We start from the raw sequence: 17056 nt of genomic DNA, 5'->3' as shown, positions 1-17056 counted from the left end.
GGTTTTGGGGGCCGCGTGTATGCAGGATCGTGACCCGCCATCGTTCGACCCGCGCACCTGGGGAGGCGGCAACCCGGCCCGCAGCCGCGAACCCGACTCCGGCGAGCCTTCGTTCGACATTCGCGCCTGGGGCAAGGGTGCAACACCGCCGCCAGCCGCTCCCGCACGGTCCAAGCCGCAGCCACCCGCCCGGCAACCGCTCGCTCCGGAGACCCGCACCCGCATGCTGGCGTTCGGCACCGCCGCCGCGGTGGCGTTCGCTGGCGCGGTCGCAGCTTATGCCAGCCGCGACGCCCAGCCGGTGGTGACCGAGCGCCGGAGCGAGGCGGCTCTGGCGGCAGAGCCGGCCCCTACGTCCAGCCGCCGTACGCTGGTGCTCGCGGGCATCGACGAGCTGGAAGACACGTTCCGCTCCGGCGGCATCGCCGCGGGCGAGGCCGCCGCCGCCGCTGCTCGCGCACATGCCGAGTTGGGCGATGGCGCGGGGGAGATACGGTTGATCTTCGACCTGCACGGCACCCCCGGCACCGCGTCGCTGGATTCGCTGGAGGTGACGCGCAGTGACGGTGCGGGCCTGGTCCTGCGCCGCAAGGGGGATGGCGGCTTCGACGCGAAGCGGCTGTCGGCAGCGCTCAAGACCCGGCTGACCGTGGTGCGCGGCGAAATTGATGCTAACAGCTTCTACAGCTCGGCCGTCTCTGCGGGGGTGACCGACAGCCTGATCGGTGACTTCGCCAATGCCTTCAGCTATGATTTCGACATGCAGCGCGAAGTCTCCCCCGGCGACATCTTCGAGGCTGCGTTCGAACAGGCCCATAATCCCTCGGGTGAGGCAGTGGGCGTGCCGCGCCTCGTCTATGTCTCGCTGCGCACCGCCGCCAAGTCGCGCGCCTTGTATCGCTTTACCCCGCCCGGGGAGCGCGAGGCGGGGTGGTTCGACGGCAACGGCTTCAGCACCGTGCGCGCGCTGATGCGCACGCCTGTGGATTCCGCACGGATCAGCTCGCAATTTGGCTACCGGACGCATCCGATCCTTGGCTATCAGAAGCTGCATCGCGGTACCGATTTCGCCGCGCCTACCGGTACGCCGATCTTCGCCGCCGGCAGCGCCACCGTCGAGTTTTCGGGTGCCAAGGGCCCCAACGGCAACTTCGTCCGGCTGCGCCACGACAATGGCTGGCAGACGCTCTACCTCCACATGAACCGCATCCTGCCCGAGATCGTGGTCGGCGCGCACGTCGCGCAGGGGCAGCAGATCGGCGAGATCGGCACGACCGGGCGTTCGACCGGGCCGCACCTCCACTACGAAGTCCATATCGAGGGCCAGGCGGTCGATCCGCTCACCATCGAGACGGGTACCGGCCAGTCGCTGACCGGAAAGGGCCTCGCCGTCTTCCGCAAGGAACGGGACAGAGTGGATCGACAACGCGCCGCTACCGCGGACTAAGCGCGGTCCCTGGCGCCATGCGCCAGGATCGCCAGGGGCACCACCAGCACCAGCAGCGCCACAGTCATCGCCACGCTGGCATTAAGGCCCTCGCCTGACCCTCCCCAGGCTGCGGCTCCGGCGAGATCAAGGTCGAACAACGCGCCGAAACTGCCCACGCCGGGATTAGGATCGAGCCCCAGCACCAGCTGCTCAGTGGAATTCCAGGCGAAATGCGCGGCGAGCGCACCCGCGATGCCGCCGGCCCGCGCTGCCAGTGTCCCGAACAGCAATCCACCGAGCAGTAGGTTGACGAAGGACAACGGCGCGAACGCCGCGCCCAGCATGTGCAGCGCCGCAAAGGCAAGCGCAGTAACGGCGATCCCCGGCACCACGCCCCAGGCGCGGACCAGCACCGGCTGCAGCCATCCGCGGAAATACAGCTCCTCGGCCGCTGCCTGGAACAGCACAAGCGCCATGCCGGCGAGCAGCCGCGCGCCCCCGTTGCCCCCCGCACCCAGCTGCGCCACGCCGGCGATCGCCGCATAACCGGCTGCCAGGCCGATGCCGAGCAGCCCGAGCGCGAAGCCGATCGCGGCATTGCGCGCCGGCAGCGCACCTAGTGTCGTGACCTTGCGCCGCAGGACCAGCCCGCCGGCCAACGCGACCACAATCATCGCGCCGAAAAGCGGCAGCACGAACGCCGCCTCCTGCACCGCTTCCGACGCGTCCGTCGGCACCAGTGCCGTTACGAGCCCAGGGCCCGCCAGCAGGATCGCGGCCATCGCGCCCGATGCCGCCGCCAGCGACACTCCGGCTGCGGCCTGCTCCTTCATGCGCGTATCGCGGCAATAGGCATCAGCGCTGCGCGACCGTGGCCGGACCCGGCGGGTTCGACAGCATCGTTTTGGTGCTGTCGCCTACCAGGAAATATGGCGCCCAGTAGAAGGGGTGCGAGAATTTCGGCTGTTCCATCAGCGTGCGCTGCGCGGTTTGCAACGCACGCCCGATCGTCTGGGTGCGCGCGGCGCCATAGAATGCGCGGATCAGGTTTTGCGATTCCGCCTCCGCCGAAACCTGCCAATAGGTCGCCAGCACCGAGCGCGCGTTCGCCGCCAGAAATGCGCGAACCAATCCCTCCAGCGTGGCCCCCGATTCCTCCTGGCCCGATGCCCGCGCCAGCGCCTGGTTGCGCACCCCGGCGATCGTGTCGCAGGCCGACAGCACCACCAGATTGGCGTTCAGCCGCAGTTGCGCGATCTCGGAGAAGCTGAGCAAGCCGTCCGATTGCGCACCGCCAAACGACGTGACCAACGCCGGGGGCGATTTGGCGCAGCCCCATTGCCCCTCTTGCAGGCCGTGCGTGGCGAAGTGGATGACCTGATATTCGTCCAGATCGCTGCGCTGCTCGATGGCGGTGTCAGTAAAACCCGCGGCGGTGATCAGCGGCGCCTGCGGATCGCCTAGCGCCTCCGCCGCTATATCGAGCTCGCGCCGGTCGATCGGCGCGAACGCCCGCGAGATTGCGGCCAGCTCGCGGTATGGCACAGTGCAGGCGAAGCCGACGTCCACCATGCGATCGGCGAGCGCATCCCCCACCGGCGGTAGGTGCGCACCGAAGCCGAGCAGCGCGTGCGGCGCCTTTGAGCCGGCCAGCGCGCGCGAGACCAGGAATGAGCGCGGCGACAGCGCCGTCGATACGGTCGTCCGCGCAGCCAGAAACGAGACCTGCGAGAAATCGAACGGGTCCTCGCCTACAGCCTTGGGGGCGTATTCGGTCACCAACGCGCCGATCGGCACCAGCGTCAGCGGCCCGGCCGGATCGACTACCAGCGACGCGGTCTTCAGCATCTCCTCGCGCGCGGGTCCGGCGATCAGACGGAACAGCACGTGTGCACCGCCGGCGTCATAGGGAACGAGCTGGCCCTCGCCCAACCGCCCGTCCACCGAGCGCCGCACCGAGTTGGCGAGCCCGTCCAACTCGGCGAGCTGCTTGGCGCTGCTCACCACCGGATAGATGAACGTGCGGTTCCGCGTGACATAGATGCCGTATGCGCGGTTGCTCAGCTGATAGAGCTTCAGATAGCCTTCGTCGGGGCCCAGCGCCGCGCGCACCGCCGCCAGCGTGGCAGGGCTGTCGTCGACGGATCGGAAGCGCTGGTTCCGCGCCAACTGGTCATTGACCGCGATCAGCTGCTCCTCGGCGCGGCGGCGCTGCCCTTCCAGATCGCCGATCGACTCGCCGGGAGTTTCCGCCTTGTCGGCAATAGCATAGCGCAGCCGCGTGACTTCGCGCTCCAGCGTGGCCCGGCTGCGCACGAGATTGGCGAGCTCGGGGTCGGCGGAGACGATGTTCTGTAGCTGGTTCAGCTGGCGCGCGACGCCCGGCTGGCCGCCGGCCTGCACCGCGCGGAAGAACAGTTCATAGGTGTCCGCCTGCGCCTTGCCGCGCGATTCCGCTACGAGCAGGTCGAGATAATTCTCCAAGCCCGTCGGCAGGATCGATCCAGTGCCGTTGGACGCGACCAGAGCATCGACTGCGGCCGCATATTCGTGGCGGATCTGCGCCGCCGGCGCACCGCTGCGCGCGAGCACTCCGGCTCGCTCCAGCTGTGCCTCGGCGATCGCCGGCTCGCTGCCGGTGCCCAGCGAGCCCACGGCGCTGCGCTGGAGATATTGGAGCGCGCGGTCGAACGCGTTCAATGCCGTCGACCAGTCGCCCCGCTGCGCCGCCAGCCGCCCGCGCTGACGTTCGATACGCGCACCCAGCCACAGCGATTGAGTAGGATCGATGGGCTCGCCCAGCAACGCGCGATAGGCGCGCGATGACGCATCCAGCGCCGCATTGGCCCGCGCTTCCTGGCCGAGCGCCAGCAGCGCCACGCTGCGCGCCCAATTCGCTTGGGCGTCGATCACCAGCTGCGACAGCTGGCGCGTGTCGGGAACCGCGACGGCGTTGTTCAGGCGCTCCGGCCGCGTTTGGTTGAGCTGGCGGATCGTCGAGACGTCCATTAGCGGCTGATCGGCCTTGGCCTCAGCCGAAACCAGCCGGTCCAGCGCCTGCAGCGCTGCGGCGAACTCGCGCCGATTGAGCAGGTCGAGCGAGACATAGGCGTCGCGCTTGCGCTGCAGGAACGCTGCGCGCTGCACGCCTGCTTGGCCGATCAGCGCGTCAGCCTGGGCGAAGCGCTGCTGGGCGCTGTCGCTAAACGAGATGTTGGAATCCGCCAGCCCGGCCTCGAGCAGCAGCTCGGCGCGTGCGTCGGCGGCAAAGTTGGCGGGTAGTCGGCTGATAGCGTCGTTCAGCAGGCGCGACGCCTCGGCATGCCGGCCATTATGGTTGAGCTGGGTGCCTTGGCGCAGCGCCAGCGCGGGATCGAACGCCGCGCCGGCGTTCTCGTCCACCGCCACCACCGTTGTTCCACTCGGCCCGGCGGGGAGTGCGGTCAAGTCGATCGTCGCGCGGAGTTCGCGGCGGGGATCGGCATCTGCCTTGCGGCGCCCGGCGAGCACCGCCGCGGCTTCCTCCAGCTGCGCGAGCAGCGCCGGCGTCGCATTGGCGATCACGCGCTTGTCTCCGGCCGCCATGTCGATCCGGACGGTGTCGAGCTGCAGCGTCTTGTCGGTGCAGCGACGAACGCGTGCCGGCGCGCCAGCCACGGTAACGGTGCTCTCGGTCCCGCAAGCGAATAGCGCCTCCACTGGCGCGATCGCCTCCGGCGTCTCCGCCACCACGCGCACCGCGCCCAGTGGACGGCTGGCAGTTACGTTGCGGCAGGTGATCAGGTAGGCGCTGTCGAACATGTCGCGCACGCCGGCATCGCGCCACGTGCGGCTGGCGACGCACGCCTCGTCTGCAGCATTGCGGCCCAGGCTTACCGTGTCGAGCTGGGCGCGCGGCCGGGTGCCGCTGGAGCAGCCGGCAAGCGCCGCGGCCATCGCAGTCGCCGCGATCAGGGGCCGCATGCGGCCATCGGAACTGCGCATCTTCACTCCTGGTTCTGGGGGGCTGCGCCGCATTCATCCGGTCCAGGCGGGCAGGGCGGTGCGGGTTCCGCCACCGCGCCCATGCCGGCGAACAGCGCCTCGTTGTTGCTGCCGATCAACGGGTCGAAGGGCAGGGTGAAGTCCGCCTCCGCGCGGAACACCACCAGCCGCCCGGGATCGAACACGTTCAGCGTCGGCTGCGAGATCGTGGTGGTCAGGCACCCCGCGCCTGTCCCCAGCACGCAGCCATTAACGCGCGCCGCCGTGAAATCGATGCCTGTGGTGGTGATGGCGGTCTGGCCGAGCACCGAGGTCGAGGTGCCGCTGACGCCGTTGATCGTGCCGAAGATCGCGAACGCGGTAGGCCGCCCCTCACCGGGGCCGATCAGGTTTAGCGTCGGCCCGCCCGCCGGGCTGCCGGACAGCACCGCGCCGGTGTTGAACCCGCGGGTACCGGTGTTCTGGAATAGCGCGAAATCGTCGAAGCGCAGTGTCAGCCGGCCCGCGCTCAGAGTGGTTTCGTTGCCCGGCACATAGGCGGATCCGCCTGCGAGTGCGCTGTAGAGCGGCGAATTGGCATTGCCGATATAGAGCCCGGCTTGCTCTGCCGAGTTCCCGCCGCCGGCGAACAGCGCATCCGTCAGGCCGTTCAGGCCCAATCCGATGCGCGCGCCGCGCAATTCGACATCCGCATCGCCGAACAGCAGCCGTCCACCGGCATCCTCCGTCGCCACGATGCGGATCGTCGAGGCAAGATCGCTGTCTGCGGCGCCGGTGCCGCCGATCCGGAATACCCGCGCTGCCCCGCCGCCGCTCATCACGCCGTTCACCAGCACGTCGCCGCTGGTCAGCACGTCGACGCGAGAGCGCCCCGTGCCCGCCCCAAAAGCGAGCGTGCCAATCGTCACCGTGCCGGCGCCGCCGTCCAAGACAACCCGGTCGGTGTCGATGCGGCCGATCTCGCCCTCGCTCAGGCCCACGCCGCTACCTTGCACATTGGCCGCGGCGCCCAGCCGCAACCCTGCGTCCGCCGTGCGGCTGCCGATCGTCACGGTCGATGCGCGCAGCTGCCCGTCCAGCGCCACGTCGCCGGCGCGCACCGTCGCGGTGCCGGTCGTGGTGACGGTGCCGAGTGTCGCCAGCCCGCCGGCCCGCAACGACAGCTCGCCGCCACTTAACCGGGTCAAGTTCGCAGTGCCGGTGGTGTCGATCGAAGTCGCGCCGGCCACCAGGCCGTCGGTTAGGCTCGCCGACCCGCCGGTGACCGTCAGCGTGGCCGCGTTCAGCGTGCCCAGCCGCACGGAGTCGGCCTTGAGCACTGCGGCGCCGGTCTTCAGCCGGTCGATGGCAAGCGCACCGCCCGCAGTGGCGCGAGTCTCGCTGGCGGTCAGCGTTCCGACCGTTAGCGCTCTGGTACCGTTCAGGTTTGCCGCGCCGGTCACTGTCGCGTCTGTGATGCCGATGCTGCCGCCGGTCGCCGCCAGCGTGGCACTGGCCCCGGTGCCGAGCGTCACGTCGCCCGTTGCCGTGATCGACAAGGCGCCCGTGGTCCAGCCATCCACCGCGGCGTTGCCCGCCGCATCGATGGTCACGCCACCACCAGTCAGCTGGCCTAGATCGACAGCACCCGCGGTGCTGGTCAGCGTCGCCGTGCCGGTGGCGGTCAATGCCTCCGCAGCGACGCTGCCCCCGCGCAACGTCACGTCGCTCCCATTCAGCTTGGCCGCTTCCACCACCCCGGTCACGTCCACTGATACCGCGCCTGCCGCAGCGACGTCGGCCAGCGTCGCCGAACCGCCGGTGATCCGTAGCGTGTTCACGTCGGCCGTGCCGAGCCGAGTCGATCCCCCCTGCAGCACTGCGGCGCCGGTCTTTAGCCGGTTGATAGCGAGCGCACCGCCCGCAGTGGCGCGGGTCTCGCTGCTGGTCAGCGTTCCTGCCGTCAGGGCTCCGGTGGCGTTCAGGTTTGCGCCCCCGCTCACCGTCGCGTCGGTGATGCCGATGCTGCCGCCGGTTGCGGCAAGGGTGGCACTGGTCCCGGTGCCGAGCGTCACGTCGGCCTTTGCCTCGATCGATAATGCGCTCGTGGTCCAGCCATCGACTGCGGCGTTGCCCGCCGCATTGATGGTCACGCCACCACCAGTCAGCTGGCCTAGATCGACGGCACCCTCGGTGCTGGTCAGCGTCGCCGTGCTCGTCGCGGTCAGGGCCTCAGCAGCGATGCTCGACCCCCGCAGCGTGACGTCACCCCCGCGCAGCCGGCTTAGCGTCACCGTGCCGTTCACGTCGATCGAAGCGGCACCCTTCACGTTTGTGTCTATCAGCGTTGCCGATCCGCCGGTGATCCGCAGGGTGTCGGCGGTGGTGGTGCCGAGCTGCGTTGCCCCGCCGCGCAACACCGCCGCCTCTGCCTCCAGCAGCCCGACCGTCAGTGCGCCATCGGTCGCCAGCGTGGCGTCGCCGCCGCGCAGCGCGCCGACATAGACGGTGCCCGTTGCATCGAGCGTGGTTGCCCCCGCCACCGTCGCGTCTGCAATGGAGATGCTGCCTGCATCGAGCGTCAGCGTGCCCGCGGTGCCGGTGCCGAACTCGGCATGGCCGGCTGCAGTGACCGTCAGCCCTGCAGCCACCCGCCATGCATCGAGCGCCACGTCGGTGTCCGCGCCGATGGTAGCCGCGCCGTCACTATCGAGCAGGTCGACCGCGACCGCTCCGCTGGTGCCAATCAGTCGCGTCGTGCCGCCGACGGTGAGCACGCCGGCATCGATGCTCCCCGCTTCGGCATCGAGCCCGGCGACCGTCGCGCTGTCCAGCGTGGCCCGCCTACCCGCGCGCGCCGTCGCCGTGCCCGGCGCCGTCATGTCACGCACGCGCAGATCGCGACCAGCCACCAGCGACACGCCCGCGCCGCTGGCCAGGGTTCCCACGCTCACGTCCTGAGTCGCGCTAAAGGCGAGGGCGCCGCCCGCGCTCGCGGACCCCACCAGCAAGTCGCCGTTCGACGCATTCAGGCTGAGCGCGCGGCCTGCGCTGGCGCGCCCGACCGTGATCGAGGCAGCCGTGATGCTGAGACCGCCGGGCGAGGTGATGGTGCCGGTGGTGATGTTGCGGCCTACCGTAAGCGCCACGTCGCGGCCGGACAGGTCGGGGCTGGCGGTGCTGCGGCCGGTGATGTCGCCGCTCGCGCTCAGCCTCAGCGTGGCGCCGGCAGTGGCGCTGTCGTTCAGGATGTCGCCGCTCCGGGCGATCAGCGACACATTGCCGCCGGCGTTCGCGTCGCCGACCGAGACGTTGCCCGTCCCTGTCGTGGTGAGCGTCAGGTCCACCGCGGCATGCGCGCGGTCGATCGACAGCGTGCCGGCACCGGCAGTTGCGGTCGCCGAGCCGGCGGTGCTGTCGAGGGTGCCCAGCGCGACCGTGGCGCCGTTCAGCGCGATGTCTCCGGCAGCGCGATAGGTGTCCCCAAGGATGCCCCCGCCGGTGACGGTCAGCCAGCCGGCGTCGATGGTGCGGACGTCAACGGTGCCGTTGCCGGTGTCGATCGCCACGGTGCCTGCGCCGTTCAGCGCCAAGCCGGTCAGCGCGCCACCGCCAGTCAGCCGAATATCGATTGCGTTCGCCGCATCGAGCGTGCCGAAGCGCAGCGCGCCGGCGTGCGTCAGCACCGTGCCCACTGCGTCGTGCGCGGCAGTGACCGAGCCGATGGTGCCCACCTTGACGCTGTTGCCTAAGTCGATCGTCTGACCGTCGCCGGCGCGCAAGCCCAGCACGCCTGCGCCGTTAGCCCCAAGCTGGAGCACGCCCGCGCGCAGGTCGATGCCGCCCGCGCCGTCGAGGATCAGCGCGCCGGTGCCGCTTTGCAGCGTCAGGCCGGCGCCACCGGTGATAGCGCCGCTGGTCGCGCTGATATCGACTGCCCTCACCGCTGATTGCAGCTCCGCATTCGCATCGTCGCCCAGCGTCGCCGATCCGCCACGAACCCGGTAGTCGCGGCCGGCAGTGACTGCATCGGCGACCGAGGCTGCGCCGAGAGCCTCGACCGCCACATCCAGAGCGGCGCTCGCCGACCCCAGGGCGACGCTGCTGCCCGTCGAGGCCAGCCGCACGCCGCCGGTCGAGGCGGCCGCGCGACGGACATCCACCGCGCCCTCCATCGCCACGTCAATCTCGGCGCCGCCCAGCGTAGTCACCGTTGCGCCGCCCGCACCGCGCAACGTCACGGCACCGTTCAGGCTGGTGAGCTCGCCACCGCCGATGCCGCCGGCGACCTGCAGCGTGATCGGGCCGGTCGTGACCACCTTGCCGAAGGTGAGGTTGCCGCCCAGAGCGGCGCCCCCGGCGATCACGAGGCTACTCGCATCGACATTGCCCAACCGGACGGGGACGTTGGCGGGCGCATCGAGCACCACCTGCGACTGGCGGTCGGGCCCGCCGCGCAGGAGGCTGTCGACCGCCAGTTCGGTGCTTCCGTGCAGCGTAAGCGCCTCTGCGCCTACTCCGTCGGAATTGGCGGTGAGCACACTGCCGGGATCGCTGCCGATGCTGCCCGAACGCGCGGTCACGTCCACGGCCCCAGTCGCCCCCTGTGCGCCGGCCAGCGACACGCCGCCGCCGGCGACGCTATAGTTGCCCACCACCGTCACCGGGCCGATCACCCCGGCCGTACCGGTTGCGGACACCGCTGCGTTGCCCATGGTCGTGGTGAGCCCGCGCACGGTCAGGTCGCCGGCGGTGGCCGAAACTTCGATGCCCGCGTCACCGCGCAGCGCCAAGCTGTCGAGCGTGCCGGCGCGCAGGGCGAGCGTGTTGCCCGACACCGCGCCCAGCCGGGCGTTGCCACCGGCCGTGAGCACCAGGTCGGTTGCAGCGGTGAGCGCCAGACGCCCGCTGGTGCCGAGTCCCGCGACACTGCGAGTCGCAGTGACGGTGAGCCCGCCGGCGGTGCTTGCGAGCGGTCCGGCCGTGATGTCCCGCGATCCGCTGACCAACGCCGCGCCGGCGGCGTCGAGCGCCGCGATGGTGATGTCGCTGGCAGCCCCGGTCGTGGTGATCGTCGCGTCCCCGCCGATCCGAAGCGTGCCGAGATCCACCGCGCCTGCGGAGGAGACCGAAAGGGCGCCGCCCGCCGTGACGCCATCGAGATCGATCACGCCGCCGCTGCCGGTCACCGTGGCGGCACCCGCCGTGGTGATCGTGCCGCCCTGAATGAAGCGCGTGCCCGTCAGGCCGGTGGTCGCCACGTCGGCGCTGGCTGCGTTGATCGTGTTGAATTCGACGGTGCGCCCGCTCAGCGTAGCGCTGGTGGCCGCCGTGACCCCGCCGATATCGATTGTCGCGGCGCGCGCGCTGACCAGCCCGGCGGTCGATTGCAAGCCGACCGCGTCGATTGCCCCCGCCGATTGCAGCGACAGGTCACCGGTGGTCGTCACTGTGCCCAGGCGTATGTCGCCAAGCAGCGGCACGCCGCCGGCGATCGTCAGCGTCGCCGCGTTCACGTTGCCGAGCGTGACGCCATTGGTCAGCAAGGTGTCGATCACCACCCCCGATTCGCGCGCCGGGCCGCCGTTCAAGGTGCTGTCCGCCGACAGGTTCACTCGGCCGCGCAGTGTCAGGGCCTCGGCGCCCACCGCATCGCTGTTCGCGGTCAGGACAAGCGAATTCGTGCTGCCGACCGCCCCCGTTCGCGCAGCGACGGTCACCGCCCCCGTCGCCGACTGGATGCCGCTCAATTGCACGACATTCCCGGTGACGCTGTAGTCCCCGCCGATCGAGACGGGGCCGCGCACGGAGGCGTCGCCCGCAGCGGTGAGGCTGGCGGAGCCGGCGACCACCGTCGCCTCCGCAAGCGTGGCATTGCCGGACCGTGCCTGCAGCGTGGCGCCCGTTTGCGCGGTGACGTTGCTCGCGTCGAAGCTGCCGGCCGTCAGCGCAACGGCGCCACCCGACGAGACCGTGCCGAGCAGCGCGCTGTTATCGACGTCGATCGACACCGCGCCCGCAGCGCTCACGTCCGTACGCGCCGTCGTTGTCAGACCGTGCAGCGACGTGGCGGTCAGCGTTGCGGTGCCGCCGGTGGAGGTCACGCTGCCCACCCGCATGGCGTCGGCGGTCAGCGCCACATCGCCGGCGGCGGTGAGCGAACCGAGCGTCAGCGTCGACGCGTCGATCACCGCGGTGCCGCCGAGCTGGACGGTGCGGGCCCGCACCTCGCCACCATTGCCACCGCTCGCCGCGCGGTCCAGGCGTCCCTCCAGCGCCGCGCTGCCGCTGCTCAGTCCACCATCTAGCGTCAGCGCGCGCACGTCGCCCAGCAGGACGTTACCGTTGCGGCTGCTCGAAAAGATGTTGACTGCCGAGGCCAGCCCCGTGCCGCCGCTTTCGAGCAGCGTTGCCTGGCCAAAATCCACATTTCGGTCGGCCTCGAGCCGCAGCGCCTGACCGCCGCTGCCGTCGAAATCGGCAGCGAGCTGGAGGGTTCCAAGTCCGCGCAGGTCGCCACCGGTGGCAGCGATCGACACCGCGCCATCCGCCTGCTGGCGGACGGCGGTGTTCGTCGCGCCCAGAGTCACGCTGTCGCCGCGCACGGTATAGTCGCCGCCGCTGGTGATCGCCCCGCCGACGGTGACAGTATCGCTGGCGCCGATCCGGACGCCCCCGCCGGTGCCGGTATATCTCAAGGCGCCCTTGACGCTGACCGCGTCGTCATTGCCGGTGGTGAGGCCGGTGGCGCGGATATCCGGATCGATCGCTGCCTTGCCGGCGAGGATGACGATGCCTTTGGTGCCGTTCACGGCCGTGACGTTGCCGTCGACCTGCAGCAGCGCGTTCGTCACCGAGCCTCGGGTCGCCATCGCGAAATAGACGTTGCGGCCCTGGATCGAACCCCCGACGATCTGCAGGGCGTTCGGGTCGAGGGTCGTGCCTCGGGTGATCTCGATGCCGAGTGGGCTTCCTGCGGTATAGCTGAGCGTCACATTCTCCGCCGCGACGAGCGCCACGTCCTGGTTGACGCCGGCCTGCAGGCTTCCCGCGCTGGTCACCTGCCGCCCGAGCAGGATCAGGCCCAAGCCCGTTCCATTGGTCTGGATGCTGGCGTCTGGCCCGACAGTTACTGCCTTGGCGTCGGAATTGTCGCTGAGCGCGGACCTGCCATTGAAGACATAATTGCCCGCGGTGAAGTCGCTGTCCCGGATATCGAGCGTGCTGCCGACGAACGATCCCGTCGACACGCTGCCCCTGCCGGTGATCATGATCCCATTGGGATTGACCAGGAACACGTTGACATTGGCGTCGGAGGTGAGAGCGCCCCGAATGTTGGTCGCCCCCCCGCCGGTCACCCGGTTGAGCACCGCGACGGGGCCGGTCAAGCCCGTTCCGAAATCGACCCTGCTGCCCTGGGCGATGTTGAACCGGTCCCAGTTGATGATCGTGCTTTGCGCACGCAGGTCCACGTCCAGGTTCGCCTGGTTGCCGGTGAGCGTTCCCGTACTTCCATTGAAGGTCGGCGCGCTGCCGCCCGTCACCGGCCCCACCGTCTGCCCGCCCGGCGTGGTGTTCTGCGCGCATGCGATCGACGGCAGTGCCAGACTGCCCGCCAGCGCGCTGGACAGCGCCAGCTTGCGCAGGAGCGCGGCGTGCGAAGCCCGGGTCGGCAGGTGGTTCGTCAGCATGATACGCTCCTCAATCGCCGCATTAAATTACCGCGCGGAGTCGCTGAACCGCAGCGACAAGGAAACCAGAACTCGGTCCGAAGGACGGCGCTCGTCGATGATCAGCGCCTTGTCCTTGGGATGGGCGTACGTCACTTCCAGCAGCGCCAGCCCCGGCAGCCCCAGCCGCACACCGCCGCCGAAGCTGGAGAGCCTGCGATTGCGCTCGGTCGCACCGCGGTCGAGATTATCGAGATAGACGAAATCGTAGAAGCCGAACACCTGCGGCGTCACGTGTGCCACTGGCGGCAGGTCGAGTTCGGCCCCGCCGCTGAGCCCCACCGCTCGATCGCCGCTGTTCGCGCCCGGATCGTATCCGCGCCCTATGGTCAGGTTGCCGAGTGAGAATTCCTCGTAATTGAGCAGCGACACGTTGGTCCACTGCGCCTGGCCTCGCCCGATCAACCGGAAGCCCGGCGTGATCCCGGCCACTGCCTCCACGCTGCCGCGCAGCAGGAAGGCGTCGGCATGCCCGTCGACGCGCGACTGGATCTCGCCGCCGCGCACGCCCTGCTGCGACGCGTCGAGGATGTCGAAACCCTTACGCAACTCCAGCGCGGTGCGCAGCGACCAGACCAGGCTGCCGTCGCCGCGCACGTTGCGGGTGTCGCCGGAGAGGCTGGCATAAGCGATGCGCATCCGGTCGCGCGTTAGCGGGAGCTTCGTGTCGCCGGAATAGATGTCGGTGATCTGGTTGATGTAATCGAAGCCGAGCCCGACGGTCACGTTGGTGTTGAGCGAGCGCACCAGCGGGCGGGCATAGTCGAACCCGGCGATCAGCGTGTCGGTGCGATAGTCGAGCACGCCCAAATCGGGGCGCGACCAAGCGTAGCTGAGCCGCCCGCCAAAGGTCGATCCCTTGCCGTCCAGCCCGAAGATGTGGCCGCCCTGGACGATCTTCTGCTCCTGGAAGTCGGCGGTGCTGGAAAGTCCGACATAGGTAACGTCGCTGAGACCCGTTAGCCCGTAATATTCGGCGCGGACATAGCCGGTCTCGCGCCCCAGCACCCGCGAATTGTAGTTCTGCGCATTGGCGAGCACGGTGAAGCGGCGATAGTTGATCGTAACTTCGCCGATCACCTCGCCCTGCTCGCGGCCCGCCGGGCGCAGCGCGAGCTGGATGTCGAGCCCGGGCACGTCCCCGGCCAGCAGCAGCAGCCGTTCCACCGTGCGCTCGTTCAGCGGATCATAGGATTGGAGCTGGGCCAGCCGTTCGCGCAACAGCTTCTCATAGGGCCCCGGATTGCCGCGTACCCGCGTTTCGACCATGCGCGCGGTCACGATCTGCAACCGCAGCGTGCCGTCGTTGATCTCCTGCGCGGGGATCTGGACCGATGCGATCCAGCCAGCGCGGCGCAGGGCCTCGTTCACCTCGTCCCGGAGGTCGCACACCACCCGGATCGATTGGTCGCCGGCGGGCAGTTTCAGGCGCGCCACCACTGCCTGGATCTCGGGCTGGAGCGGCGAACCGTCGGCGCGGGTGAACTCAACGCGGCGAAGGTCGAGCCGCAGTGCCGAATCATCGAACGGGCAGCGCTCTGCCTGGAAAGCCGAACGCGAATCCACATCGACACGCGACGGTCCGCGAAGCTCCGGAGTCGGCGGGGTGACCTGTTCGGGCGAAGGAAGGCTCTGCGGCACGTTCTGCGCATCGGCGCCGCCGCTCCACAGCAATCCCGCCAGTAGTCCAGCCACGCTACCACTACGATAGAACCGCGTCAATTGATGCACGTTGCGCTTCCCCTTTGAACGCCTTGAACGCTATGAATACGACGTCATCATTGCACCCGTCGCGTTGCTTGTCGCGCCGTGCTGGACATTTCGGTACGGTTCGAAGTTACCACGCGCTTTACCGGAACTGTCGGCGGTGAAGTGGTGAGGCACGTGGCCGGATCGGGTAGCACCATGGGGCTTGCAGTGCGCCCACCGCCGCCAGGTGCCCGCGAAATGCCTGTCCAGGTGCCGGCGGAATTCCGCCGCGCCCCTAGGATCAAGGCACGCCCATACTGCTTCAATTCGAGCCTCCCTGTACGGCCCGCCCCGTCCATTCCACTGCGCGAAGATACTGCGTTTAGCAAGGGGCGTTCATCCAAGCCGTCCTTCCCCGTCCAACCAGTGCCACACGCTCGGCGCGCGAATGGATCGCAAAGCTGGAACGATCGTTTGACCGCACCGGCGGGGCCGTTAAAATGGATCATGAAGCCACGTACAGGAGCGCGAGCGAATGAATGGCATGATGCTTCGTAAGAACCGGGATCGGCAGTCCTGATGCCCGCCGATCGCACCTATGTCGTCCGGCCAGGCGACACCTTGTCGGCGATCGCCCGACGTTCCGGCGTCGGCATGCGCGCGCTTGCTCACAGCAACGGCATCCAGAACGTCAACGTGATCCATGTCGGGCAGCGGCTAATCCTTCCCGGGGTTTCCCCGAGCGCCGGTGCCAGCGGTGGCGCGACGCGGCTGGCGGGCGGAAAGCTGACGCTTACCGCCACCGATGTGCTCAACATCAAGAAGACGCTACAGACCGAATGGGTGCAGAGCTCGGGCGTGGACCAGGCGCACGGCATCATCGACACGATCCTGAACCGCGTCGCGTCGGGCGTGTGGGGCAGCACCGTGTCAGGCGTAGTCAATGCCAAGAGCCAGTTCTCGGACATAAACGGCCCGATCGCCTGGCGCGACAAGCGCGACTCGGTCGAGGATCTGGCGGTCAGCACCGTCAGCCGCCGTGTCAACCAGGTGGTGGATGCCTACCTCGCCGAGCGCGCAGGCGGTCGAGCTTCGTCGGTGGGCACCCATCTGAATTACGCCAATCCCAATTATTCCGACAAGAAGAACCTGGCCTGGATCAACGCGCTGGATGGACCGGTATTCGGCCATGGCAAGTCGATCCATCGCCATGGCACCACCGCTGGCCTTCAGCGCCGCCGCCCCGCCCCGTTCACGCTCGTGCTGCCCACCGCAGCCGCCGCGCAGCAGGCGCCCGCCCCCGTCTCACCGACGCGAGCGCCGGGCCTGCCGCCTGCCGGATTGCGCGTCAACGGCAACACCGTGGCAGCGGCCAGCGGCGTGCAGGTGAAGGCCGCAAGCGTGAAGATCGGCCATCTCGCTCCCGAGATGGACGCAGTGATCCGCGCGGTTGCCAGTGCGGCGCGCCAGCTTCAGCTTCCCACGCCCGTCATTACGTCGGGTAACGACAGCCGGCACGGCAGGCAGTCGCTCCATTATTCGGATAGGGCGCTCGATTTCCGCGGCAACAACATCTCGATCGCGGAGGGCCGCGCACTGCGCGATGCCGTGCGCCAATCGCTGGGAAACCGCTATGACGTCATCTTCGAGACCTTCAACAATGCCAGCAACAACCACCTCCATGTCGAATATGACCCGCACTGAGCGCCGCTCCGGCCGTCAAACCGGGCTGACGCTCGCTGCGTTGGCGCTGGCGACCGCGGCCTGTTCCGGGTCCGCGACAGTTCCGGAGCGCAACGACACCACTGCTGCCACCCAGACTGACGTCGCTTCGACGCCGGCGGGCAACACGGCTGTGGAGGCGGCACAGGACGTTCATCCCACCGGCGCACCGGCTCCCGCTCCCAAGAGCTCGGACAAGTTCGCCGTGTCCAAGGTGATGGGCAAGAAGGACCAGAAAATGGTCAGCGGCAAGATCGCCTGCTATATCGACTTCGTCTATGCGGGCGAGGAGCCCCAGCAGACGGTGTGGGACGAGCCCTGCGCCAAGGTGACCGCAGGCATGATCGGGCGCGCCAAGATGGAAGAGCTGGGCTGGTGGGAAAAGCTCGACGAGTTTCAACGCGGCTATGTTGAGAAGACGCCGGGCGGCCAGACGCTGTTCGTCGAGGGTGAATTCTCCGCAGCGATCTATCCCGAGGACGAGACCGGGACTGCCGCCGAAATCGAAGTGGCCGACTGAGCG

At 69.0% G+C, this 17056-nt stretch carries 7 protein-coding genes; 3 read left to right on the top strand and 4 right to left on the bottom strand.

Going from position 1 to position 17056, the window contains the following annotated elements; all coding sequences use genetic code 11:
* Positions 1 to 19 precede the first annotated feature (19 nt).
* Complete coding sequence (locus LZ586_RS10885; RefSeq protein WP_235076323.1) at positions 20 to 1447, top strand: M23 family metallopeptidase; 1428 nt, start codon at positions 20 to 22, stop codon at positions 1445 to 1447.
* Here LZ586_RS10885 and LZ586_RS10880 read toward each other — a convergent pair.
* Genes LZ586_RS10880 through LZ586_RS10865 form a run of 4 tightly spaced genes read right to left on the bottom strand, consistent with a single transcriptional unit; the run spans position 1444 to position 14817 of the window.
* Positions 1444 to 2262, bottom strand: coding sequence for a CPBP family intramembrane glutamic endopeptidase (locus LZ586_RS10880; protein ID WP_235076322.1), 819 nt, complete (start codon positions 2260 to 2262; stop codon positions 1444 to 1446). The two genes, LZ586_RS10885 and LZ586_RS10880, sit on opposite strands and share 4 nt — an antisense overlap.
* Positions 2263 to 2284: 22 nt before the next feature.
* Positions 2285 to 5413 (bottom strand): CHAT domain-containing protein, encoded by a 3129-nt coding sequence (locus tag LZ586_RS10875; RefSeq protein WP_235076321.1) that lies wholly within the window; start codon positions 5411 to 5413, stop codon positions 2285 to 2287.
* Positions 5414 to 5415: 2 nt separating this feature from the next.
* Positions 5416 to 13083, bottom strand: a complete 7668-nt coding sequence (locus tag LZ586_RS10870) for a filamentous hemagglutinin N-terminal domain-containing protein (RefSeq protein WP_235076320.1) — start codon at positions 13081 to 13083, stop codon at positions 5416 to 5418.
* Between the two features lie 27 nt (positions 13084 to 13110).
* Positions 13111 to 14817 carry a ShlB/FhaC/HecB family hemolysin secretion/activation protein gene (locus LZ586_RS10865; protein WP_235076319.1) on the bottom strand — a complete coding sequence of 569 codons (1707 nt, stop codon included), beginning with the start codon at positions 14815 to 14817 and terminating at the stop codon, positions 13111 to 13113.
* A 573-nt stretch (positions 14818 to 15390) separates the two neighbouring features.
* On the opposite strand from LZ586_RS10865, the gene LZ586_RS10860 reads away from it, so the two are divergent.
* Both LZ586_RS10860 and LZ586_RS10855 read left to right on the top strand, forming a co-directional pair.
* Positions 15391 to 16515, top strand: coding sequence for a LysM peptidoglycan-binding domain-containing protein (locus LZ586_RS10860; protein ID WP_235076318.1), 1125 nt, complete (start codon positions 15391 to 15393; stop codon positions 16513 to 16515).
* Positions 16502 to 17053 (top strand): hypothetical protein, encoded by a 552-nt coding sequence (locus LZ586_RS10855; RefSeq protein WP_235076317.1) that lies wholly within the window; start codon positions 16502 to 16504, stop codon positions 17051 to 17053. The genes LZ586_RS10860 and LZ586_RS10855 overlap by 14 nt, the downstream gene beginning before the upstream one ends.
* The last annotated feature ends 3 nt before the right edge of the window (positions 17054 to 17056 follow it).

This window comes from Sphingomonas sp. S2-65 (assembly GCF_021513175.1).
Taxonomy (GTDB): Bacteria; Pseudomonadota; Alphaproteobacteria; order Sphingomonadales; family Sphingomonadaceae; genus Sphingomonas.
Note: the sequence above shows the minus strand (reverse complement) of the source record. Positions and strands in the feature narration are given on the sequence as shown.

Bases quoted from the DNA above. Each gene is read 5' to 3' on its own strand.
- LZ586_RS10860 (WP_235076318.1), top strand. From the start codon at position 15,391: ATGCCCGCCGATCGCACCTATGTCGTCCGGCCAGGCGACACCTTGTCG.
- LZ586_RS10880 (WP_235076322.1), bottom strand. From the start codon at position 2,262: ATGAAGGAGCAGGCCGCAGCCGGAGTGTCGCTGGCGGCGGCATCGGGC.
- LZ586_RS10885 (WP_235076323.1), top strand. From the start codon at position 20: ATGCAGGATCGTGACCCGCCATCGTTCGACCCGCGCACCTGGGGAGGC.
- LZ586_RS10870 (WP_235076320.1), bottom strand. From the start codon at position 13,083: ATGCTGACGAACCACCTGCCGACCCGGGCTTCGCACGCCGCGCTCCTG.
- LZ586_RS10875 (WP_235076321.1), bottom strand. From the start codon at position 5,413: ATGCGCAGTTCCGATGGCCGCATGCGGCCCCTGATCGCGGCGACTGCG.
- LZ586_RS10855 (WP_235076317.1), top strand. From the start codon at position 16,502: ATGACCCGCACTGAGCGCCGCTCCGGCCGTCAAACCGGGCTGACGCTC.